Here is a 22,044-nt window from a genome sequence, read left to right as displayed (position 1 = left end):
GCCTCCGACCAGCTCGCCCTCGCCTTCGGGCAGGTCGAACGGGATGCGCGCGGCCTCGCCGAACATGCAGATCACGTAGATCAGGAACGACGGGATCAGCAGGAACACGAACCAGGTCTGCCCCTGCGCCTTGACGATCTCCGAGGTGGACAGCGTCCCGGCGAACAGGAAGATGGCCACGAACGACAGGCCCATGGCGATCTCGTACGAGACCACCTGCGCCGCCGACCGAAGACCGCCCAGCAGCGCGTACGGCGAGCGCGACGACCATCCGGCCAGCACCACGCCGTAGACCGACACCGCGCCCATGGCGAGCATGAACAGCACCGCCACCGGCAGGTCGACCAGCTGCAGCGGCGTCTGCACGCCGAACAGGTTGACCATCCCCGCGAAAGGCACGATGGAGAAGGCCAGGAACGCCGGGATCACCATGATGACCGGGGCCAGCAGGTAGAGCACCTTGTCGACGGTCCGCGGGAAGAGGTCTTCCTTCAGACCCATCTTCAGGCCGTCGGCCACCGATTGCAGGAGGCCGAACTTGCCGGCCCGGTTGGGGCCGTACCGGTTCTGCATCCTGGAGATCAGCTTGCGCTCGAACCAGACGCCGAACAGGATGCCCAGCATCAGGAAGGCGAACAGCAGCACGGCCTTGATGATCGTGATCCACAGCGGGTCCTTGCCGAAGTCGGCGAGGGTGGGATCGGCCGCGAGAACGTGGGTCATGAGGCGCTCCCGATGGTGACGATGTCGCCGGCCACCGCGTGCAGGTCACGGGTGACCGAGCAGCCGCCGGAGTTCGCAGGCACCCAGACGACCCGGTCCGGCAGATCGGCGACGCGCACGGGCAGGGTGACGCTGTCGCCCACGACGAGCTTGTCGCCGTCCGCGACCCCGAGCTCGGCCGCCGTGCCCTCGGACACCAGCGCCTCGGCGGCGCGGGCGGTGCCCGCCAGGTACGGCTCGCCGTCCTGCAGCCTGCCCTCGTCGAGCAGCAGGTGCCAGGTCGCCAGCAGCGCCTCGCCGGTCGCCGGGGCGACCTGGGCGCGGGTGGCGGTGTGCGGGGCGGTGACGCGGCTGCCGCGCCAGGCGCCCAGGCCGGACAGCTCCCGCCTGGCGGCCTTGGCGTCCGGCAGGCCCAGGTGGACGTCCAGGCGGTCGGCCAGGTTGCCGATCACGGCCAGGTCGCTCTGCAGGCCGGGCACCCTCAGCGGCGCCTCGAACGAGCGGCCCCTGCCCTCCCAGTTGACGAACGTGCCGCCCTTCTCCTGCACCGCGGCGACGGGCAGGACCACGTCGGCGCGGTCGGTGACGGCGCTGGCGCGGATCTCCAGGCTGACGATGAACGGCGTGTGCTCGAGCGCGTCGAGCGCCGCCGCCGGGTCGGCCAGGTCGTAGGGGTCGACGCCGGCCACGACCAGCGCGTCCAGCTCACCGGCGCGGGCGGCCTCCAGGATGCCCGTCGTGTCGCGGCCGGGAGTGGCGGGCAGCGAGGCCACGTTCCACGCCCTGGCGACCTCGGCCCTGGCGCTCTCGTCGTCGACCGGGCGGCCGATCGGCAGCAGGTTGGGCAGCGCGCCGGCCTCGACCGCGCCGCGCTCACCGGCCCTGCGCGGCACCCAGGCGAGCCTGGCGCCGGAGGCGTTGGCGAGCCGCACCACGGCGGACAGAGCGCCGGGCACGGTGGCCAGGCGCTCGCCGGCGAGCACGATCGTGCCCTCGGCCAGCGTGCCGACCAGGTCGCCGATCGCGTCGGCCTCGGCGCCGGGCGCGGTGCGGATGAGCGTGCCGCCCATCTTGACCAGGCCGGGCGAGGCGAACGGGGCGATCGAGGTGACCTTGAGGCCCTTCTTCTGCCACGCCTTGCGCAGGCGCAGGAAGACGATCGGCGACTCCTCCTCGGGCTCGAACCCGACGAGCAGCACGTGGGGGGCGTTCTCGAGGTCGGTGTAGCTGATCTCGATGCCCTTGCCGGCCACCGCGTGGGCCAGGAACTGCGCCTCCTCGGCGGAGTGCGGCCGGGCGCGGAAGTCGATGTCGTTGGTGGCCAGGGCCAGGCGGGCGAACTTGGCGTACGCGTAGGAGTCCTCGACCGTGACCCGGCCGCCGACCAGCACGCCGGCCTTGCCACGGGCCTTCGCCAGGCCCTCGGCGGCCACCGTCAGCGCCTCCGGCCACGAGGCGGGCACGAGCACGCCCTCCTCGTTGCGGACCAGCGGCGTCTTCAGCCGGTCGGGCTGCTGGGCGTAGGTGAAGGCCCAGCGGCCCTTGTCGCAGTTCCACTCCTCGTTGACCTGCGGGTCGTTGCCGGCCAGGCGGCGGGTGACCCGGCCGCGCCGGTGGTCGGTGCGCTGGGCGCAGCCGGCGGCGCAGTGCTCGCACGCGCTCGGCGTGGAGACCAGGTCGAACGGGCGGGCCCGGAACCGGTAGGCGGCGCCGGTCAGCGCGCCGACCGGGCAGATCTGCACCGTGTTGCCGGAGAAGTAGGAGTTGAACGGCTTGCCCTCGGCGGTGCGCACCTGCTCCTTGGCCCCGCGCTCGAAGAACTCGATGAGCGGGTCACCGGCGATCTGGTCGGAGAAGCGGATGCACCGGGCGCACTGGACGCAGCGCTCGCGGTCGAGCAGCACCTGCGTCGACAGCGGCAGCGGCTTGGGGAAGGTCCGCTTCTGCTCCTGGAACCTGGACTCGCCCTGGCCGTTGGACATGGCCTGGTTCTGCAGGGGGCACTCGCCGCCCTTGTCGCAGACCGGGCAGTCGAGCGGGTGGTTCATCAGCAGCAGCTCCATGGCCCCGCGCTGCGCCTTCTCGGCGACCGGCGAGGTGAGCTGCGTCTGCACGACCATGCCCTCGGCGACCTCGATCGCGCACGACGGCTGCGGCTTGGGGAAGCCGCGGCCGTTGCCCGCGTCGGGGATGTCGACCAGGCACTGGCGGCAGTTGGCCGCCGGGTCGAGCAGCGGGTGGTCGCAGAACCTGGGGATCTGGATGCCCAGGAGCTCGGCGGCCCTGATGATCAAGGTGCCCTTGGGCACGCTGACCTGGAACCCGTCGATGGTCAGGGTCACCAGGTTCGTCTCGGTCTCTACGACTGTCACTGCTCACCCCAGAGAGTGGACTTCTTCGGGTCGAACGGACAGCCGCCGATCTCGAAGTGCTTGAGGTACTCCTCGCGGAAGTACTTCACCGAGGAGTGGATCGGGCTGGTGGCGCCGTCGCCCAGAGCGCAGAACGAACGCCCGAGGATGTTGTCCGCGATGTCGGTGATCGTGGCCAGGTCGTCCTCGGTGCCCTGGCCCTTCTCCAGGCGCTTGAGCACCTGCTTGAGCCAGTACGTGCCCTCGCGGCAGGGCGTGCACTTGCCGCAGGACTCGTGGGCGTAGAACTCGGTCCAGCGCAGCACCGTGCGGACCACGCAGGTGGTCTCGTCGAAGATCTGCAGGGCGCGGGTGCCGAGCATGGAGCCCTTGGCGCCGACCGCCTCGAAGTCGAGCGGCACGTCGAGGTGCTCGTCGGTGAAGATCGGCGTGGAGGAGCCGCCCGGGGTCCAGAACTTGATCTGGTGGCCGGCCCTGATGCCGCCCGCCATGTCGAGGAGCTCGCGCAGCGTGATGCCGAGCGGCGCCTCGTACTGGCCGGGCCTGGTGACGTGGCCGCTCAGCGAGAAGATGCCGAAGCCCTTGGACTTCTCGGTGCCCATCCCGGCGAACCAGTCGGCGCCGTTGCCGATGATGGAGGGAACACTGGCGATCGACTCGACGTTGTTCACCACAGTCGGCGAGGCGTACAGGCCCGCCACGGCGGGGAACGGGGGCTTGAGTCGCGGTTGACCTCTGAAGCCCTCCAGCGAGTCGAGCAGCGCCGTCTCCTCGCCGCAGATGTACGCGCCGGCGCCGCTGTGCACGACCAGCTCGAGGTCGTAGCCGGAGCCGAGGATGTCGGTGCCGAGGTAGCCCTTCTCGTACGCCTCCCGCACGGCCGCGTGCAGCCGCCGGATGACGTGGAGCACCTCGCCGCGCACGTAGATGAAGGCGTGGTTGGCCCGGATCGCGTAGGACGTGATGATGATGCCCTCGACCAGCGAGTGCGGGTTGGCCATCATCAGCGGGATGTCCTTGCAGGTGCCCGGCTCCGACTCGTCGGCGTTGACGACGAGATAGTGCGGCTTGCCGTCGCCCTGCGGGATGAAGCCCCACTTCATGCCGGTGGGGAAGCCCGCGCCGCCGCGGCCGCGCAGGCCCGAGTCCTTGACCGCCTGGATGACGGCGTCGGGCTCCATGGCCAGCGCCTTCTTCGCCGCCTCGTACTCGCCGTAGACGTCGATGGTGAAGGAGTTGGGCTGGTCCCAGTTCGCGGTCAGGACCGGTGTCAAAGTCGTGCTCATGCCTCGGGGGCCTTCCATCCGTTGGCCTTGGCGACCTTCAGGCCCTCCAGCGAGGGGCCGGCGGCCGACGGGCCGTCGCCCGCCAGGTCGTCGGGCAGGCCGGCGAGCACGCGCGAGGCGTCCTTGAAGCTGCAGAGCTTCTTCGGGCCGCGGGTCGGCCGCACGTCCTTGCCGTCACGCAGGTCGTCGACGAGCTGCTTGGCCGACTCGGGGGTCTGGTTGTCGAAGAACTCCCAGTTGACCATCATGACGGGGGCGAAGTCGCAGGCCGCGTTGCACTCGAGGCGCTCCAGCGAGATCTTGCCGTCGGAGGTCGTCTCCTCGTGGCCGACGCCGACGTGCTCGGACAGCTCGTCCCAGATCTGGTCGCCGCCCATGACCGCGCACAGCGCGTTGATGCACACGCCGACGTGGTAGTCGCCGGCGGGCTTGCGCTTGTACATCGTGTAGAAGGTCGCCACGCCGGTGACCTCGGCCTTGCTGATGCCCAGCATCTCCGCGCAGAACTCCTGCCCGTCGTCGGAGACGTAGCCGTCCTCCGACTGCACGAGGTGGAGCAGCGGCAGCAGGGCGGAGCGTGTCTTCGGGTAACGCCCGATGATCTCCTTGGCGTCTCGCTCCAGACGCTCCCGGATCTCCGGTGAATAAGTCATGAGCGTGCCTCCGGCCCACTCATGACTTGATAAGTGCTGTGTCCACTTGTTCGCTCGCGGAGCTCGCTCACCTGTCCACACCTCCCATGACGGGGTCGATAGAAGCCACCGCGGCGATCACGTCGGCGACCTGGCCGCCCTCCGCCATCGCGGGGAAGCCCTGCAGGTTGCAGAAGGACGGCTCGCGGAAGTGCACGCGGTAGGGGCGGGTGCCGCCGTCGCTGACCACGTGGGCGCCGAGCTCGCCCTTGGGCGACTCGATGCTGGCGTACGCCTGCCCGGCCGGCACCCGGAAGCCCTCGGTCACCAGCTTGAAGTGGTGGATGAGCGCTTCCATCGAGGTGCCCATGATGTGGGCGATGTGGTCGGGCGAGTTGCCGAACCCGTCGGGGCCGAGCGCGAGCTGCGCGGGCCAGCCGATCTTCTTGTCCTCGATCATCACCGGGTCGCCCTTGAGCGGGCCGGCGATGCGGTCGAGCGCCTGCTCGATGATCTTGAGGGACTCTTCCATCTCCTTCATGCGCACGAGGTAGCGCGAGTAGACGTCACAGCCACGCTCGGTGGCGACGTCGAACTCGTACGTCTCGTAGCCGCAGTAGGGCTGCGACTTGCGCAGGTCCCACGGGAGCCCGGCGGCGCGCATGATCGGGCCGGTGATACCCAGGGCCATGCAGCCGGTCAGGTCGAGGTAGGCCACGTCCTTGGTGCGGCGCACGTAGACCGGGTTGGCGTCGAGGAGCTTGCGGATGTCCTTGATCCGCTTGGGCATCTCCTTGAGGAACTCGCCGACCTTGTCGACCGCGCCCGCGGGCAGGTCGACACTCACGCCGCCCGGCCTGATGTAGGCGTGGTTCATGCGCAGACCGGTGATGTACTCGAAGAGATCCATGATCATCTCGCGGTCGCGATAGCCGAAGAGGAACGGCGTGGTCGCGCCCAGCTCCATGCCGAACGTGCCCATCGCGACCAGGTGCGAGGAGATCCGGTTGAGCTCCATCATCATCACGCGGATGGCCTGCGCCCGGTCCGGGATGCGGTCCTCGATGCCGAGCAGCTTCTCCACGCCCAGGCAGTAGGCGGTCTCGTTGAAGATCGGCGAGAGGTAGTCCATGCGGGTCACGAACGTGGTGCCCTGGGTCCACGTCCGGTATTCCATGTTCTTCTCGATACCGGTGTGCAGGTAGCCGATGACGCTGCGCGCCTCGGTCACCGTCTCGCCGTCGAGGGTCAGGACCAGGCGGAGCACGCCGTGCGTGGACGGGTGCTGCGGGCCCATGTTGACGACCAGGCGCTCTTCTTCGGTGTCGCGCGCTCCGGTGACGACCTCGTCCCAGTCGCCGCCGTTGACCGAATAGACCTTGCCCTCGGTCGCCTCGTCATAAGCGGTGCTCACGAGTAGCTCCTCCTCTGGTCGGGCGCGGGGATGGTGGCGCCGCGGTATTCGACCGGGATGCCGCCGAGCGGGTAGTCCTTGCGCTGAGGGTGGCCGTCCCAGTCGTCCGGCATCATGATCCGGGTGAGCGCGGGGTGACCGTCGAAGATGATCCCGAAGAAGTCGTACGCCTCGCGCTCATGCCAGTCGTGACCAGGGTAAACGCCCACAGTCGATGGAATGTGCGGGTCGGAGTCGGGCGCGCTGGCCTCGACGCGTACGCGGCGGTTGTAGGTGATCGAGCACAGGTGGATGACCGCGTGCAGCTCCTCGCCCACCAGGTGCGGGTAGTGCACGCCGGTGACGCCCAGCGAGAGCTCGAAGCGAAGAGCCGGGTCGTCGCGCAGCTTCTGGACGACCTCGACCAGCCGGTCCCGCTTGACGTGCAGGGTCAGCTCGCCGCGGTCGACGACCACGCGCTCAATGGCGTCGTCGAGCGCCAGGCTGTCGACGACCTCGTCGAAGTAGCCGCCGTACGGGCGGGGCGTCGAGATCTGCGGCGCCCGGCGCACGACGAGGCCGCCGTAGCCGGAGGTGTCGCCGGAGTCCGCCGCACCGAACATGCCGCGCCGGGCGATGGGCGCCTCGGGCACCGCCGGGACCGCGACTTCGGGGGTCTCGCCGCTGTCCGGGCTGCCGGGGAGGTTGTCGGGCGAGGTCACTTCGATGCCCCCTGGTCGATCAACGGCAGCGGGCGCAGCGCCTGCAGTTCGAGCTCCTCGATCTGCTTGGCGCGGTGCGCGCCGAACTTCATGTTCTGGATCTTGTCGTGCAGCTTGACGATGGCGTCGATGAGCATCTCGGGCCGCGGCGGGCAGCCCGGCAGGTAGATGTCGACGGGCACGACGTGGTCGACGCCCTGGACGATGGCGTAGTTGTTGAACATGCCACCGCTGGAGGCGCACACGCCCATGGAGATGACCCACTTGGGCTCGGCCATCTGGTCGTAGATCTGGCGCAGCACCGGGGCCATCTTCTGGGAAACCCGCCCTGCGACGATCATCAGGTCGGCCTGGCGAGGAGACGCCGAAGCGCGCTCCATGCCGAAGCGCGCCAGGTCGTAGTGGGGGCCACCGGTGGCCATCAGCTCGATGGCACAACATGCGAGCCCGAACGTGGCCGGCCATACGGAGTTCTTCCGTGCCCATCCCGCGGCCGCTTCGACCGTGCTGAGGATGAACCCGCTGGGGAGTTTCTCTTCAAGTCCCATTTTCAGTCCCAGTCCAGACCCTTGCGGCGCCACACGTACGCGTAGGCGACGAGCACGGTGACGATGAACAGCACCATCTCCACCAGGGCGAACAGCCCGAGGCCGGAGACGATGTCCTGGCCCGCGTCGTTCTTCAACGGCGCGAACGAGACCGCCCACGGATAGAGGAAGATGATCTCGATGTCGAAGACGATGAAGAGCATCGCCGTGACCATGTACTTGAGCGGGAACCGTCCGCCACCGACGGGCTGGGGCGTCGGCTCGATGCCGCATTCATAGGCGTCAAGCTTGGCGCGGTTCCAGCGCTTGGGGCCGGTGAAGGGAGCGATGGCGACCGAGAAGATCGCGAAGCCCCCCGCGAGAACGGCGAGCACCAGGATGGGCACGTAAAGGTCCATCGCTACGCCTCCTCCGGAGTCGCCGCGCGCGCGGGCGCGCAGCCGGATCTGTCAGTTCTGAGATTCATGCTGGTGGGGCGACCTTCGAGAGAGCGTTAATGATCATGTCTGACGCATCGCCTCGCCGGTCGGTGAGATTACCAAGGAGTTTGATGGCGAAGCGCATCAGCCTCGGGTGAGGGAGACCGTGCCTGGTGCCGAAGCTCATGACGCCCGGCTTTCCGATGACCTCGACGAACAGCCGGCCCAGGGTGAAGTATCCGCCGTAGGCGTCCTTCAGCACCTGAGGATAGGTCCTCAGAGTGCGTTCTTGCTCCGCGGGGGTGGTGCCCTTGAGGGCCTTGGCGATGACCTCCGCGGCGATCTCGCCGGTCTCCATGGCGTAGGCGATGCCCTCGCCGTTGAACGGGTTGATCGACCCGCCCGAGTCACCCACGAGCACCAGACCGCGCGTGTAATGCGGCTGCCGGTTGAAGGCCATGGGGAGCGCGGCGCCGCGGATGGGGGCCGTCATGTTCTCCTCGGTGAACTCCCACTCGGGAGGCATGGCCTTGCACCAGGTCCGCAGCAGGTCCCGGTAGTCGATGTTCTTGAACTGCGCGCTGGTGTTGAGCAGCCCGAGGCCCACGTTGGCGGTGCCGTCACCGACGCCGAAGATCCAGCCGTAGCCGGGCAGCAGCTTCTCCTGGGCCCACAGCTCCAGCCAGATCTCGAGGTAGTCGTCGTCGTGGCGCGGGCTCTCGAAGTACGTCCGCACCGCCACGCCCATCGGGCGGTCCTCGCGCTTGTGCAGTCCCATGCCCAGGGCCAGCCGGGTGCTGTTGCCGTCGGCGGCCACCACCACGCGGCTGCGGTATTCGCGGCCGTCCTTGGTCGTCACGCCGACGATGTGGCCGCTGCGGTCGTCGAGGACGGGCCCCGTGACGGTCACGCCCTCCATCAGGCGCACGCCGTTCTTGACCGCGTTGGCGGCGACGATCTGGTCGAAGTCCTGGCGGGTGCGTACGAGCCCGAAGTCGGGAAAGCGCTCGAGCTGCGGCCAGTCGAGGTCGAAGCGGAGACCGCCGCCGACGACGCGCAGGCCCTTGTTCCTGACCCAGCCGGGAGCGTCGATGTCGACACCCATGTTGAGCAACTGCTTGACCGCCCGCGGCGTCAGGCCGTCGCCACAGACCTTCTCGCGGGGGAACCTGGTCTTCTCCAGGAGCAGCACGTCGAGGCCGGCCTGAGCGAGGTAAAAAGCGGTTGCGGAACCGGCGGGACCGGCGCCGACGACGATGACGTCAGCGTCAGCCTTCGTGGCTGTTGGCACGGTCACTGTCCTGTCCTACACGCTCGAAGGCCTCGGGGGTGTGCTGCCTTCGTTCCTTTGTGAACCCCTTCACAAACTTGTCGGCCCGCAGTCTACTGCTTTTCCTGTACATAGTGGCAGTCGGGGTGCTGTTCTGTGATCCAAGAGGAACGGTGTGTCGCGTGTGGTCTCACGCCGACTTGAACCCTCTGTGCAGGGCGACGATGCCCATCGTGAGATTGCGCCAGGCGACCCGCTCCCAGCCGGCCTCCTGAATGGTCCGGGCCAGCGTGCGCTGGTCGGGCCAATCCCGGATCGACTCAGCGAGATATTCGTAGGAATCGTCATTGGAGCCGAACACCATGGCCACTTTTGGCAGCAGCTTCATCAGATATTCGCGGTAGACGACATCGAAGGGCTCGAACGTCACGTGGGAGAACTCCAAGATCACCAGCCGGCCGCCCGGCTTGGTGACGCGCAGCATCTCCCGCAGCGCCTGCGCGGTGTCGTGCACGTTGCGCAGCGCCACCGAGATCGTCACGGCGTCGAACGCCTCGTCGGCGAACGGCAGGCGCAGCGCGTCGCCGGCGATGAAGGGCACCCCCTCACCTGACAGCGCGTTGCCGCCGTGGCGGCGCACGCCGGTGCGGAGCATGCCCAGCGAGAAGTCCGACGCGATGGCCCGCGCGCCCAGCGTGGTGAACGCGTCGGTGGACGTGCCGGTGCCGGCGCCCAGGTCGAGCACGAGCTCCCCGGGGCCCGCGTCGATGGCCGCGGCCACCGCCTTGCGCCACCGCCTGACCTGGCCGAGGGAGATCACGTCATTGACCAGGTCGTAGCGCCGGGCGGTGCGATCGAACATCGCGGCGACCTCGTCCGGCTGTTTGTCCAACTGAGCACGCGTCATAGGCCAAGACTATGGGAGCCCCTCCAGGCCCATACCCGGCGGGCATGAACACGACATTCAACGGAAAGTAGCCACGAGGTTACTGAACGTCTGCTAAAACTTGGCGAATGCTTGCCCGTGTCGCCCTTGCGGCGATCATCGCCTCGGCACCCACGGCGCACTTCCGCGTCGTCTCGGCCGACCCGGTAGACAGCACCCCCCACGTGCTCGACGGCATCGTCAACGCGATCACGGTCGTCGGGGACACCGTCGTGGTCGGCGGCTCGTTCAGCGAAGTGAGCGACGCCGCCCGCACCACCGCCTACCCGCGCTCCAACCTCTTCGCCTACGACCTGACCACGGGCCGCATCCTGCCGGACTTCGCACCGATCGTCCCGGGCCCCGTGTACGGCCTGGCCGCCGGCGACCAGGGCACCGTCTACGTCGGCGGCGAGTTCATCGGCGTCAACGACGCGCCCGCCAGGTCGCTGGCCAGGCTCAAGCTCTCCGACGGCTCGCTGGTGACCGGCTTCGCGCCGCGCATCGGCGGCGGCATGGTCTCCACGCTGGCCAGGCAGGGCTCGAAGCTGTACGTGGGCGGCGACTTCACCAGCCCGCGCACCGCGCTGGCCAGGATCGACGCGACGACGGGCGCGGCCGACCCGGCGTTCGGCATCACGCCGGGAAGGTCGCTGACGCCCAAGGTGAAGGTCTACGCGATCGCCGCCACGCGCTACCGGCTCGCCGTGGACGGCACGTTCACCACGCTCGACGGCCAGTCCAGGCCGCAGCTCGGGCTCATCGACATCAGCGGGCCCACCGCCAGGCTCGCGCCCTGGCGGACCGAGGCGTACGCGCGCCGGTGCATGAGCGAGTTCCCCTCCTACGTGCGCGGCCTCGACTTCTCACCCGACGGCCACTATTTCGCGGTCGTCACCACCGGCGGCCCCAAGGGCGGGATGTGCGACACGGCGGCCAGGTTCGAGGCGTACGCCAAGGGCGCCACCATCAAGCCGACCTGGGTGAACGCCACCGGAGGCGACTCGCTCTACGCGGTTTCCGTGACGGGCGCGGCGGTCTACGTCGGCGGCCATCAGCGCTGGCTGAACAATCCGCAGGGGCGGGACTCCGCCGGCCCTGGAGCGGTCTCACGCCCGGGGATCGGCGCCATTCATCCCACTACGGGAATGGCCCTCAGTTGGAATCCCACACGGGAGCGCGGGATCGGCGTGAAGGCGTTTTACGCGCATCACAGAGGACTACTTGTCGGTAGCGACACAACCAGACTCGGACGGGAGTACCATGCCCGGATTGGCATGTTCCCCCTGCCCTAGTCGTCTTGCGGCTTCGGCCGGTCGATCTTGTTGCTGATGCGCTCGCTCACGGCATCACGCTGCTTGCTGAGCAGGACGTAGCTCGCTATGCCGCTGATCAAGAAAGACACCGCGATCAGCACCAGCGGGTTTTGCAGGCCGAGCAGCCACAGCACCCCAAGAGTGACCGCAAAGATGCCGATCCGCGACAGTGTGTAAAGGAGAACAGGACGCACAGGTTCGAGGTTACTCGGACCCGTGGACCGGTCGCTCTTCGCATCGAACGCGAGCGATGCTACTGTTCCCAGTCAGGGAGTTTCGTAAAGAAACACCCACGAGAGCCCCAAAGAGGCTCTATCATATAACAATCGGGCAGTCAGCTGATAACAACCCGTGATCTTTGCAGAAAACCACGGATAAATCAGGCTTCGCTCGACACACTGGTTACCTGTCCGCCCGCTGGCAGGAAGCGGGATGCGAGGGGGAGAGATTGGTGGAGAGTAGCAGCGAGCGTCTGCTGACCCCAGGAGAGGTTGCCGCCCTCTTCCGGGTAGACCCAAAGACGGTTACACGCTGGGCTGCGGCAGGCCGCATCAGCAGTATCCGCACCCCCGGAGGGCATCGGCGTTTCCGCGAGTCGGAAGTGCACGCCCTTCTACGAGGCGAGGACGTTTTGACGGCCGACAGGCCGGCAGGTGAGTCCCCGCGCGTCTGACCGTGCAGACGGTGATCCTGCGACGGCAGGATCACCGCCGGCGCGACCCACTGTTCGCGTGCTTTCCGGCCACACTTCAGTACGGCAAGCATGGGGCGGCGCCAACCGCCGACCGTGGCTGGCGCCTGTCCGTTCGCCTCAGGCGTCCTCCTGCCGCGCCTTGAAGGCCAGGAACTCACGCTCCAGTTCGTCGTTCTCCTTCTCCCACTGGTTGCGGCGCTCGGCCAGCTCCTCCTCCGTCAGCGCCTCCGGCAACCACTGCTCGTAGTCCGGATCACCGGGCTGCACCTCGACGTACGCGTTCCCGATCAGACGCCCGTCTTCGCTGGTCAGGCTCTGCGGCACGCGCAGGGTCCCGTCCGCGAGCCGGATGACGTACATGTCCGATCACCTAGATTCCGTAGCGCCGGTTGAAGAAGAGCATGATGTCCAGCGCCATCCGCGTGTCTCCCCCGAGCATGTCCACGAGGGCCGGACGCTGGCGGGAGGCGATGGCGGCGAAGGCGTCGGCGAAGAACTCCTTGCGGCCGAGTCCCCCGCCCTGGCGGTGGAAGGTGGAGGCCAGCAGCGGCATGGCCGTGTCGTAGAGGCGGACGAACTCCGGCGAGTCGGAGACCCAGCCGCCGTACGCCGAGTCGATGTCGTCGATGGCGTGGCCGACCTCGTGCATCATCACGTCCGGGGTGGGTGACGGGCGGTCACCCACGACGATCTTGCGGTCGCCGTACGCGCCCGCGCAGATGTCCCAGGTGGCGCGGCCCGACGGAAGCGGGGCGCCGCGTAAGTAGCCCATGTCGTCGAGGTCCGGGACGCCGCCGTGGCCGACGTAGATGCCCTCCAGCCCGGCCGCGAGCTTCTCCTTCAGCCGCTCCGGCAGCCGGGCGAGGCTCTCCACCGCGCGTACGACGTCCGCCGACGGCGGGCCCACCCTGGCGTCCCACTGGCGGTGCAGGATGGACTCCAGCTTGCCGCAGTGGCGCAGGCCGTCGCCCATGGACGGCACGCCGGGCCGGTTGGGCTGGGCCCTGGGCTGGTCGTCGAGCTCGAAGTCGTACCAGGTGTAGCGGGGGCGTTCGACCACGGCCGCGGGCAGTCGCTCGCCACGCTCGCGCAACGAGAACCCGTCCCAGCTCGTCTCGGAGGGCCGTCGTACCTCGTCGCCCGGCCACGCCATCCGCTCACCCCGCTCATCACCCGGCCATCTCGTCCGCTCGCGCTCTCCGGCTCGCTCAGGCTGCCCTCTGGGCACGTCGGCGCCCCGGCCCCGGTTCTTGCGTGCCCTGGCGTCCGTACGGCTCTCAAGGGGCTTCTCGCGGGCGTTGAACCAGACGGAGCGGTCCGCGTCGCGGGGCGCCTCGCCGCGCCGCGAGAAAAGGTACGAGCCGCGCCGCCACCAACGGCCGCGCCGATGCCGGCCCTTGTCGCCAGACGCCTTGGAGTCAGAAAAGGCCATCGCACCTCTCAACGCCCGTGGAGTCCGGCGACTTCGCCGCATCGGCCTCCACGGTACGACGCATGTCTTCCCCTAGTCACCTGAAATGGGACATCGGGAAGCACGATCACGTCGCGGATGGCTTACAGTTCAGGAATGGCAGGTGTACTGATCGGCCTGGCGCTGCTGGTCTTCTGGCTCTTCTCGCTGTTCGACGTGGTCACCGCACCAGAAGATGAGGTTCGGAACGTACCAAAGGCCCTGTGGATCCTGATCGTCGTCCTGATCCCGGTGCTCGGCGGTCTGGTGTGGATGGCCCGCGGCCGTCCGCGGGCCCCGCGCGCCGCGTGGCCGGTGCCCCCGGGTCCGGGCGTGCCGAAGGGGCCGGACGACGACCCCGACTTCCTGCGCGACCTCGACCGCCGCATGCGTGGCGACGACGTCTGAGCCGATCAGACGTCGGCGTAGCTGTGCAGGCCGCTGATGAAGACGTTGACGCCGATCAGGTTGAACATCAGGCACGCGAACGCCACGAGCTGCACGATCGTCGCGGCCCTGCCCCGCCACCCGGCCGTCACCTTGGCGTGCAGGTAGGCGGCGTAGGCCACCCAGGTGATGAACGACCAGATCTCCTTGGGGTCCCAGCCCCAGTAGCGGCCCCATGCCCGGTCGGCCCAGAGCGCGCCCGCGATCACCGCGAACGTCCACAGCGGGAACGAGAACACGATCGCCCGGTGCGCCACCCGCTCCAGGTCGGCCCGCGAGGGCAGGCGTGACATCCCGTCGCCGCGCACCAGGTAGAGGACCCCGGCGACGCCGGCCAGCGTGAACAGGCCGCTGGAGATGATCGCGGCGCTGACGTGGATGGCGATCCAGTACGAGTCCAGCGCGGGCACGACCGGCCCGGCCGCCGTGTAGAAGAACTTGACCGCCAGGCCGAGGCCGAGGGCCGCCGTGACCATCACGAAGGCGCCGAGGAAGCGCACGTTGTAGCGGATCTGGGTGCCGAGGAACGCGGTCACGGCGGCGAAGCAGATGGCCACCACGAACTCGTACATGTTGCCCCACGGCCACCGGTCCACGGCCATGCCGCGGGTGACGATGGCGGCGAGGTTGGCCGCCCAGCCCACCCAGGCGAGCACCAGGGCCGCCTTGCCGGCCCTGAGCGCCCCAGATGACGGCTCCTTGGCCTCCGGGGTGGCGACGGCGCCGTCAACCGGGCCGTCGGCCGGGGGCGCCGCGTCGGCGCCGGCCGCTCCGACCGCGACCGGCTGCTTGAGCTCGGATCGCTCGGCGGCGGCCGCCTTGTCCGGCCGGGACCTGCCGAAGGCCAGCTCGATCGCGAACCCGATCATGGCGAAGAAGTAGAGCAGAACGGCGGCGACGACGAAAAGGTCGCTCAGCTCCGCGAGTTGCTCAGCGGACATCCTTTTCTCCTGCGGATAGAACCTTGACGATGTCGGCGAACTCCTCGGCGAAGCCCGCCGCGGAGCCCTCTGTGCGGGTGAGGCCGCCCACCTCGACCACGCCGTTCCCGAGCCGCACGAACACCCTGCGGCGGCGGATCATCAGGGACAGCGCGATGGCGACGACGGCCGTGGCGGCGGCGATCAGCACCGGCACGCGCCCGGGGTCGTACGCCGTCTGGAGCGTGATCCATTCCTTGACCCCGGTGAACTCCAGCTTGCCCGCCCCCTTCGGCAGGTCGATCGACTGGCCGACGGCGAGCGGCTTGGGCACGCTCTTGCCCATGATCAGCGGGGTGAGCTTCTTCATGAGCTCGGGCGGCGCGAGCTCGTAGACCGACTGCGGCTGCCCGGAGCGCAGCCCCAGGTCGCCGCTGAAGGCCCCGACGAGCTGCACCTCGGGGTTGAGCTCGCCGGGGAAGGCCGAGGCGTACGTGCCGTCCGTGAGCGGCACGCTGGTGGGCAGGAACTGCAGCAGGAACCCGAGCTGCGACGGCTGGGCGTCGGGCACCTTGACCACGCATCCCGAGGTCATCGTGGCCTTGGCCTCGATGAGGCACGGCACCGGGCCCTCGAAGGCGACCTGCCCCTTGCCGTCGGTGACCTTGAAGACGGGGGCGTAGCCGTTGCCGATCAGGTACGTCTGCGTGCCGTTGATCTCCAGCGGGTCGTTGACCTTGAGGTCGTACTCGCGGGCGGGCGACCCGGGCGAGTCGTTGACCTTCAGGCGGGCCGTGTAGTCGAGGGCCTGCCCCCGCTTCTCCCCCGTCACCTGGTAGGCGACCTTGAAGTCCTCCAGCTGGAAGGAGAACGGCTCCAGCGACTCGGCCGAAACCTGGCTGCCGGGGATGAACCGGTCGTAGGCGGCCACCGTGTTGGCGAACCCGTCGCCCTCGACGACCAGGACGTTGCCGCGGTAGCCGAACAGGGAGCCGAAGCCGACCGCGAACAGGATCCCCAGCAGGGCGACGTGGAAGAACAGGTTGCCGGTCTCGCGCAGGAAGCCCTTCTCGGCCGACACCCACCCGTCGCCGGTCACGACGCGGAAGCGCAGCTTGCGCAGCCGCGCGGCGGCCCTTCCGACCTCCAGGTCGCCCTCGAAAGAGGCGAAGTGCGGCAGACGGGACAGTTTCTTGGGTGCGGCCGGCGGCTTGCGGCGCAGCTCGCGCAGGTAAGTGGCGGTGCGCGGGATGATGCAGCCGATCAGCGAGGTGAACAGCAGCAGGTAGATCGCCGCGAACCAGACCGAGGTGAACACCTGGAAGAGCTGGAACCTGTCGTACCACTCGGCCAGCGTGGGGCTCTTCTGGTAGAGCTGCGCCACCTTGTCGGGGTCGACACCGCGCTGCGGCACCAGCGAGCCCGGCACCGAGGCGAGCGCGAGCAGGAAGAGCAGGATCAGCGCCGTCTTCATCGAGGTGAGCGTGCGCCAGCCCCATCGCAGCCAGGCGACCAGCCCGAACCCCGCCTGCTGCGGCGACTGCTCCTTCTCCAGCTCCTTGACGCTCATCAGATCACCGGCTCGAAGCCGCCGATCAGGCCCTGCATGGCAGCGATCATCTCTCCCCACAGCCCGGTCACGAGCAGTACCCCGACGGCCACCATCATGCCGCCGCCGATCCTGGTGATCAGGCGCGAGTGCTTGCGGATGGCCCGGAACGTGCGCAGGGCCTTGCTGTACGCGAGCGCCGCGCCCACGAACGGCAGCCCGAGGCCCAGCGCGTACGCGACGGCCAGGAGGGCGCCACGCGCGGCGCTGCCCTCGTTGAGCCCGAGCGCCAGCACGACGGCCAGCGTGGGCCCGATGCACGGCGTCCACCCCAGCCCGAACACCACGCCGAGCAGCGGCGCCCCGGCCAGCCCCGCGGCGGGCACCTTGTGGATGCGCACGTCCCGCATCAGCCCGGGGACGAGCCCCAGGAACGCGAGCCCGAGCAGGATGGTCAGCACCCCGAGCACCCGCGTGATGATCTCGACATGGTCCAGCATGACCGAGCCGAGCCCGCCGAACAGCGCCCCGCTGAGCACGAACACCAGCCCGAACCCGGCCACGAACAGCACCGCCCCCAGCACCAGCCGCCCCCGCTTGGGGTCGGCGCTCATGCCGGTCACGTACGACAGGTAGCCCGGCACCAGCGGCAGCACGCACGGCGACAGGAACGACACGACCCCCGCCAGCACCGCGATCGGCACCGCGAGCAGCAGCGAGCCCGAGGCCACGACGTCACTCATCGCGCACCTTGGTCACGGTGTTGAGCAGGTCGGTGTACTTGACCGCGCCGAGTGCCCGCGCCGCGATCCTGCCCTGCTTGTCGATGATCAGGGTGGACGGGATGGCCGCGGGCGGCACCGTGCCCTGGAAGGCCAGCGCCACCTTGCCCGGCTGGTCGAAGATGTGCGGGTAGCCGGTCTTCTCGGTGCGCTCGAACGCCAGCGCGTCGGCCTGGCGGTCCTTGAAGTCGACGCCGATGAACTCCACGCCGCCGGCCTTGGTCTTGGCCGCGACCTCCTTGAGCACCGGCGCCTCCGCCCGGCACGGGCCGCACCAGGACGCCCAGAAGTTGAGCACCACGACCTTGCCCTTGTGCGCGGCGAGCGAGGCGGTGGCCCCGTCGAGGGTCGGCCCCTCGATCGCGGGCGCGGCCTTGCGCTCGGCCGCGTCGAACACCTGCATCTTCCCGTCGCCGGCGACGAAACGGGTGTCGCCGGCCTGCGGCTGGCCGCCCTGGTTGCCCGCGCAGCCCGCGACCAGCAGGCCCAGGAGGACGAGAGAGATGGACTTGGCGCGCACGGAGGAAGATCTCCTTGTACTACAAGCGGTAGAGCTTGCAACTCTACCGGCGAGCCCCCTCGCCCCGGACATCAGGCCCCGGGAACGGACGGACCGGTCTGAAGCGACCCCGCGGGCTCGCTGTAGCCGACGCTGACGAGGCGGTCGCCGTCGAAGGTGAGGGTGGTGAGGCTGGCCAGCGCGCACTGCCTGCGCCGCGGGTCGTGCCAGAGCCGGCGGCCCTCGGCGGCCGACCTGATCGTCCAGATGGGGAGCTGGTGGCTGACGAGCACCACCTCGTGCCCGCGGGCCGCCGCCCTGGCGTCGTCGATCACCGACTTCATGCGCCTGACGATCGACGGGTACGCCTCGCCCCAGGACGGGCGCAGCGGGTTCCAGAAATAGCGGTAGTTGCGCGGGTTTCGCAGGATCGCCAGGCCCTGGCCCACCGGGCGGCCTTGGAGCAGGTTGCCCGCCTCGATCAGGCGATCGTCCTGGACGACGTCGAGGCCGAGCTTCTCGGCGAGGGGCGCCGCGGTCTCGAGGGCGCGCTCCAGCGGGGAGCTGTAGATGGCGACGATGTCACGGCCGCCCACGGCCTTGGCGACCGTCTCGGCCATGAGCTTTCCCGTCTCGGACAGGTGGTAGCCCGGGAGCCTGCCGTACAGGACGCCGGCGGGATTGTGCACCTCGCCGTGGCGCAGCAGATGGACGACGGTGGTTTCAGCCATGGTGCGCACAGCCTATCCGCTCCACCTCTATGAGCAGCGTGAGGCCCGGCGGCTCAGTTGACGGCCCAGGCGTTCTCCTGCTTCCTGCTCGCCTCGGCCAGCGCCTCCACCATGGCCCTGATCGCGGGACGGCGGGCCGCGTCCGTGCGCCACACGGCGTAGATGCGCCGGGTCTGGCGCGGCCTGATCGGCACGAGCCGCACGCCGTCCGGCACGCAGTCGCGGCCGAGCCGCGGCACGATCGCGCACCCCAGCCCGCCCCCCACCAGCGCGAGCTGGGTCGGGTACTCGTCGGCCATGCACGCGATCACGGGCTCCACCGAGGCGTTGCGCAGGGTGAAGACGAGCCAGTCGTGGCACACGGTGCCGGGAGACCCGCTGATCCAGTGGCTGTCGCGCAACTGGGCGAGCTCCAGCTCCCTGGCGTGGGCCAGCGGGTGGTCGGCGGGCACCGCGATGTCGGCCACGTCGTCGAGCAGCGTGGCCCTGGACAGGCCCTCTGGCAGGGCCATGGGCCGGTTGAGCCAGTCCTGGATGACGCCCAGGTCCAGCTCGCCCCTGGCCACCTCGCGCACCACCCGCTCCGGCTCGCGCTCGCTGAGCTGGACCCACAGGTCGGGGTGGCGCTCCCGGAGCGAGACGAGCGCGCCGGGCATGAGGCCGCGCACGGCCGTGGGGAAGGCCGCGATGTTCAGGCGGCCGACGACCTCGCCGCGCAGCGCCTCGAAGTCCGCCTCCGCCGTCTCGACCAGGGCGAGGATGCGCTCGGCGTGCTCGGCCAGCAGGCCGGCCGCGTCCGTGAGGCGCACGCCGCGCCCGTTGCGCTCCATGAGCCGGGCGCCGGTCTCGCGCTCCAGCTTGGCGATCTGCTGGGAGACCGCCGAGGGCGTGACCATGAGGGCGTCGGCCGCCGCGCCGACCGACCCGTAGACATGGACCGCATGAAGGGCCTTGAGCCGGTTCAAGTCCAACATGTAAGTCATCCTAAATGGTTTAGCGTAGAAAGTCTCGCTTGTCGTTGAATGTGTAGCGGATGAAAATAGATGCATGAGAATCCTTAAGACGAAGAAGCAGCAGCCGAGCTCCGTGTCCTACCTCAAGGTGCTGGCCGAGCAGGCTCGCGAGCAGCGCATCCGCTACCAGAAGCCCGCCCGCTGAGTGAGACCCCGCCACCTCGCCCTCGCCGTCGGCCTCGCGGCCGTCTGGGGCTTCAACTTCGTGGTCATGCAGGCCGGCCTGCGGCACTTCCCGCCGCTGCTGTACGCGGGCATCAGGTTCGCCCTGGCGGCGTTCCCCGCCCTGCTGTTCGCCGGCCGCCCGGGAGTCCCGTGGCGCTGGGTCGCGGGGGTGGCGGCCACCATCGGGGTCGGCCAGTTCGGTTTCCTGCTCGTGGGCATGCGAGCGGGCATGCCGGCCGGGCTGACCTCACTCGTCCTGCAGACGCAGGCGATCTTCACCGTGTTGTTCGCGGTGACGCTGCTCAGGGAGCGGCTCACCGCCCGCCGCGTGCTCGGGCTGGGCGTCGCCTTCGGCGGCCTGGCCCTGGTCGCGCTCGACTTCGGAGTGTCGGGCCCGCTCGGCGCCTTCGCCCTCTGCCTGGCCGCGGCGGCCGCCTGGGGCCTCGGCAACGTGGTTCAGCGCAAGGCCGCGCCGCCCGACTCGTTCCGCTTCATGGTCTGGGTGAGCGCCTTCTCCGCGATCCCGCTCCTGCTCCTGTCGCTCTGGCTGGAGGGCGTGCCGGTGCTGGACCCGGCCGCTGAGGGCTGGCTCTCGCTGCTGTACGTGGCGTTCGTCTCCACGCTCGGCGGCTTCGGCGTCTGGGGCTGGCTCCTGCGCCGGTACGACGCCTCCACGGTGGCGCCGTACACGCTGCTCGTGCCGGTGTTCGGCATGTCGTCGGCGGCGCTGGTGACCGGCGAGCCGATCTCCTGGCTGAAGCTGGTGGCGGCGGCCCTGGTCATCTCGGGCGTCCTGTACGCGGGCACGAAGCCCCGCCGCGCACTCGCGACCACCACCCCTTAGAGCACGGCGGCAGCCGCCTTCGCCGCGGCGGGCAGCGCCTCGGCCACGCGGCCCAGCGCCTCCTCGTCGTGGGAGGCCGACAGGAACCAGGCCTCGTACGCCGAGGGCGGCAGATAGACGCCCTGGTCGAGCATCGCGTGGAAGAACGCGGTGAACGCGGCCGTGTTCTGCGTCTTGGCCTCGGCGAAGTTCGTCACCTCGGCGTCCGTGAAGAAGATCGAGAACAGGTTGCCCGCCCGCTGCAGCCGGTGCGGCACCCCGGCGGCCGACAGCGCCTCGGAGGCCGCGTCGCCGACGGCGAGGGCGGCGGCGTCCACCCGCTCATAGGCCTCGGCGTCCAGGGCGCGCAGGGTGGCCAGGCCGGCCGCGCAGGCCAGCGGGTTGCCGGACAGCGTCCCCGCCTGGTAGACGGGCCCCTCGGGCGCGAGCAGGGCCATCACCTCGGCCCGTCCCCCGAAGGCCGCGGCGGGCAGGCCGCCGCCCATGACCTTCCCGAACGTCATCAGGTCGGCCTCCACCGGCTGCAGGCCGTACCAGCCCGCGGGCGAGACCCGGAACCCCGTCAGCACCTCGTCGACGATGAGCAGCGCGCCGTGGGCCGTGCACAGCTCGCGCAGGCGCGCGTTGAACCCGTCCTTCGGCGGGACGATCCCCATGTTCGCCGGGCAGGCCTCCGTGATCACGCACGCGACCTCCGCCTCCGCGAAGGCCGCCTCGACGGCCTCGACGGAGTTGTACGGCAGCACGATCGTGTCCGCCGCCGATGCCCCCGTCACGCCCGGCGTGTCGGGCAGCCCGAACGTCGCCACCCCGGACCCGGCCGCGGCCAGCAGCGCGTCGACGTGCCCGTGGTAGCACCCCGCGAACTTGATCACCTTCGACCGCCCGGTGAACCCCCTGGCCAGCCGCACCGCGCTCATCGTCGCCTCGGTGCCCGAGCTGACCAGCCGCACCTTCTCGACCGGCGCGACCCTGGCGACGATCTCCTCGGCCAGCTCCACCTCGCCGGGAGTGGCGGTGCCGTAGGAGAACCCGTCGGCGACCGCCCCGGACACGGCCTCGACGACCGAAGGGTGCCGGTGCCCGAGGATCATGGGGCCCCAGGAGCACACCAGGTCGACGTACCGGTTGCCGTCGACGTCGGTGATGTAGGGGCCCTGGCCGGAGACCATGAAGCGCGGCGTCCCGCCGACCGCTCCGAACGCGCGCACCGGCGAGTTGACACCCCCGGGCACGATCCGGCGGGCGCGGGCGAACAGGTCCTCGGAGTTCTGTGTACGGCTCACCCGACCCAGGTTAGCCGCGCCCCCACCCGCCCCCCGCACGCCCCCTTCGAGGCGACAC

At 69.6% G+C, this 22,044-nt stretch carries 24 protein-coding genes; 4 read left to right on the top strand and 20 right to left on the bottom strand.

All coding sequences use genetic code 11. The annotated features are described in order from the left end of the window. The 10 genes from ACFKCF_RS45655 to ACFKCF_RS45610 all read right to left on the bottom strand — a co-directional run. Window positions 1-723 (bottom strand): NADH-quinone oxidoreductase subunit H (locus ACFKCF_RS45655; protein ID WP_394501628.1); only part of this gene is annotated, 723 nt, incomplete at its 3' end. Next, window positions 720-3,095, bottom strand: a complete 2,376-nt coding sequence (locus ACFKCF_RS45650; protein WP_394501627.1) for an NADH-quinone oxidoreductase subunit G — start codon at window positions 3,093-3,095, stop codon at window positions 720-722. The genes ACFKCF_RS45655 and ACFKCF_RS45650, both read right to left, overlap by 4 nt. Beyond that, complete coding sequence (nuoF, locus tag ACFKCF_RS45645; RefSeq protein ID WP_394501626.1) at window positions 3,092-4,381, bottom strand: NADH-quinone oxidoreductase subunit NuoF; 1,290 nt, start codon at window positions 4,379-4,381, stop codon at window positions 3,092-3,094. The genes ACFKCF_RS45650 and nuoF overlap by 4 nt, the downstream gene beginning before the upstream one ends. Next, window positions 4,378-5,115, bottom strand: coding sequence for an NADH-quinone oxidoreductase subunit NuoE (nuoE, locus tag ACFKCF_RS45640; RefSeq protein ID WP_394501625.1), 738 nt, complete (start codon window positions 5,113-5,115; stop codon window positions 4,378-4,380). Before nuoE ends, nuoF begins: the two co-directional genes overlap by 4 nt. Continuing rightward, window positions 5,102-6,427 carry an NADH-quinone oxidoreductase subunit D gene (locus tag ACFKCF_RS45635; RefSeq protein WP_394501624.1) on the bottom strand — a complete coding sequence of 442 codons (1,326 nt, stop codon included), beginning with the start codon at window positions 6,425-6,427 and terminating at the stop codon, window positions 5,102-5,104. Before ACFKCF_RS45635 ends, nuoE begins: the two co-directional genes overlap by 14 nt. Continuing rightward, window positions 6,424-7,128: an NADH-quinone oxidoreductase subunit C gene (locus ACFKCF_RS45630; protein WP_394501623.1), complete on the bottom strand. Its 705-nt coding sequence runs from the start codon at window positions 7,126-7,128 to the stop codon at window positions 6,424-6,426. Before ACFKCF_RS45630 ends, ACFKCF_RS45635 begins: the two co-directional genes overlap by 4 nt. Then, window positions 7,125-7,676: an NADH-quinone oxidoreductase subunit B family protein gene (locus ACFKCF_RS45625; protein ID WP_185069987.1), complete on the bottom strand. Its 552-nt coding sequence runs from the start codon at window positions 7,674-7,676 to the stop codon at window positions 7,125-7,127. The genes ACFKCF_RS45630 and ACFKCF_RS45625 overlap by 4 nt, the downstream gene beginning before the upstream one ends. Before the next feature lie 2 nt (window positions 7,677-7,678). Beyond that, the gene (locus ACFKCF_RS45620) at window positions 7,679-8,074 is read right to left on the bottom strand and encodes an NADH-quinone oxidoreductase subunit A (RefSeq protein ID WP_394501622.1); all 396 of its coding nucleotides are present in this window, start codon (window positions 8,072-8,074) and stop codon (window positions 7,679-7,681) included. 64 nt (window positions 8,075-8,138) lie between these two features. After that, window positions 8,139-9,392, bottom strand: a complete 1,254-nt coding sequence (locus ACFKCF_RS45615; RefSeq protein WP_394501621.1) for a geranylgeranyl reductase family protein — start codon at window positions 9,390-9,392, stop codon at window positions 8,139-8,141. 163 nt (window positions 9,393-9,555) lie between these two features. Continuing rightward, on the bottom strand, window positions 9,556-10,272 hold the full coding sequence (locus tag ACFKCF_RS45610; protein WP_394501620.1) for a demethylmenaquinone methyltransferase: 717 nt from the start codon (window positions 10,270-10,272) through the stop codon (window positions 9,556-9,558). Between the two features lie 107 nt (window positions 10,273-10,379). Here ACFKCF_RS45610 and ACFKCF_RS45605 point away from each other — a divergent pair, with 107 nt between their 5' ends. Then, window positions 10,380-11,585 (top strand): hypothetical protein, encoded by a 1,206-nt coding sequence (locus ACFKCF_RS45605; protein WP_394501619.1) that lies wholly within the window; start codon window positions 10,380-10,382, stop codon window positions 11,583-11,585. On the opposite strand, the gene ACFKCF_RS45600 is transcribed toward ACFKCF_RS45605, so the two are convergent. After that, window positions 11,582-11,800 carry a DUF4229 domain-containing protein gene (locus tag ACFKCF_RS45600; RefSeq protein ID WP_394501618.1) on the bottom strand — a complete coding sequence of 73 codons (219 nt, stop codon included), beginning with the start codon at window positions 11,798-11,800 and terminating at the stop codon, window positions 11,582-11,584. The two genes, ACFKCF_RS45605 and ACFKCF_RS45600, sit on opposite strands and share 4 nt — an antisense overlap. A gap of 257 nt (window positions 11,801-12,057) precedes the next feature. On the opposite strand from ACFKCF_RS45600, the gene ACFKCF_RS45595 reads away from it, so the two are divergent. After that, window positions 12,058-12,279 carry a BldC family transcriptional regulator gene (locus ACFKCF_RS45595; RefSeq protein WP_026214226.1) on the top strand — a complete coding sequence of 74 codons (222 nt, stop codon included), beginning with the start codon at window positions 12,058-12,060 and terminating at the stop codon, window positions 12,277-12,279. Window positions 12,280-12,417: 138 nt separating this feature from the next. Here the strand turns inward: ACFKCF_RS45595 and ACFKCF_RS45590 are convergent, their stop codons facing one another. Together ACFKCF_RS45590 and ACFKCF_RS45585 are read right to left on the bottom strand one after the other, a co-directional pair. Continuing rightward, entirely contained in the window at window positions 12,418-12,660 is a 243-nt protein-coding gene (locus ACFKCF_RS45590) for a hypothetical protein (RefSeq protein WP_185069981.1), read from the bottom strand. 10 nt (window positions 12,661-12,670) lie between these two features. Then, entirely contained in the window at window positions 12,671-13,732 is a 1,062-nt protein-coding gene (locus tag ACFKCF_RS45585) for a hypothetical protein (RefSeq protein WP_394501617.1), read from the bottom strand. 135 nt (window positions 13,733-13,867) lie between these two features. Here ACFKCF_RS45585 and ACFKCF_RS45580 point away from each other — a divergent pair, with 135 nt between their 5' ends. Next, window positions 13,868-14,158: a PLD nuclease N-terminal domain-containing protein gene (locus tag ACFKCF_RS45580; RefSeq protein WP_394501616.1), complete on the top strand. Its 291-nt coding sequence runs from the start codon at window positions 13,868-13,870 to the stop codon at window positions 14,156-14,158. A 5-nt stretch (window positions 14,159-14,163) separates the two neighbouring features. Here the strand turns inward: ACFKCF_RS45580 and ccsB are convergent, their stop codons facing one another. The 6 genes from ccsB to ACFKCF_RS45550 form a co-directional block, all read right to left on the bottom strand. Next, window positions 14,164-15,138, bottom strand: a complete 975-nt coding sequence (gene ccsB, locus ACFKCF_RS45575) for a c-type cytochrome biogenesis protein CcsB (protein WP_394501615.1) — start codon at window positions 15,136-15,138, stop codon at window positions 14,164-14,166. After that, complete coding sequence (locus tag ACFKCF_RS45570) at window positions 15,128-16,687, bottom strand: cytochrome c biogenesis protein ResB (RefSeq protein ID WP_394501614.1); 1,560 nt, start codon at window positions 16,685-16,687, stop codon at window positions 15,128-15,130. The genes ccsB and ACFKCF_RS45570 overlap by 11 nt, the downstream gene beginning before the upstream one ends. Next, complete coding sequence (locus ACFKCF_RS45565; protein WP_394501613.1) at window positions 16,687-17,409, bottom strand: cytochrome c biogenesis CcdA family protein; 723 nt, start codon at window positions 17,407-17,409, stop codon at window positions 16,687-16,689. Before ACFKCF_RS45565 ends, ACFKCF_RS45570 begins: the two co-directional genes overlap by 1 nt. Next, window positions 17,402-17,968, bottom strand: a complete 567-nt coding sequence (locus ACFKCF_RS45560; protein ID WP_394501612.1) for a TlpA family protein disulfide reductase — start codon at window positions 17,966-17,968, stop codon at window positions 17,402-17,404. The genes ACFKCF_RS45565 and ACFKCF_RS45560 overlap by 8 nt, the downstream gene beginning before the upstream one ends. Window positions 17,969-18,039: 71 nt before the next feature. Next, window positions 18,040-18,678 (bottom strand): histidine phosphatase family protein, encoded by a 639-nt coding sequence (locus ACFKCF_RS45555; RefSeq protein ID WP_394501611.1) that lies wholly within the window; start codon window positions 18,676-18,678, stop codon window positions 18,040-18,042. Window positions 18,679-18,731: 53 nt separating this feature from the next. Beyond that, window positions 18,732-19,652 carry a LysR family transcriptional regulator gene (locus tag ACFKCF_RS45550; RefSeq protein WP_394501610.1) on the bottom strand — a complete coding sequence of 307 codons (921 nt, stop codon included), beginning with the start codon at window positions 19,650-19,652 and terminating at the stop codon, window positions 18,732-18,734. Window positions 19,653-19,836: 184 nt separating this feature from the next. Between ACFKCF_RS45550 and ACFKCF_RS45545 the strand changes: the two genes are divergently transcribed. Further along, entirely contained in the window at window positions 19,837-20,700 is an 864-nt protein-coding gene (locus tag ACFKCF_RS45545) for an EamA family transporter (RefSeq protein ID WP_394501609.1), read from the top strand. Here the strand turns inward: ACFKCF_RS45545 and hemL are convergent. Continuing rightward, on the bottom strand, window positions 20,697-21,986 hold the full coding sequence (gene hemL, locus ACFKCF_RS45540; RefSeq protein WP_394501608.1) for a glutamate-1-semialdehyde 2,1-aminomutase: 1,290 nt from the start codon (window positions 21,984-21,986) through the stop codon (window positions 20,697-20,699). The two genes, ACFKCF_RS45545 and hemL, sit on opposite strands and share 4 nt — an antisense overlap. Window positions 21,987-22,044 lie beyond the last annotated feature (58 nt).

Source organism: Nonomuraea sp. JJY05 (assembly GCF_043496855.1).
Classification (GTDB): Bacteria; Actinomycetota; Actinomycetes; order Streptosporangiales; family Streptosporangiaceae; genus Nonomuraea.
This window is presented reverse-complemented; position numbering and strand designations above follow the sequence as displayed.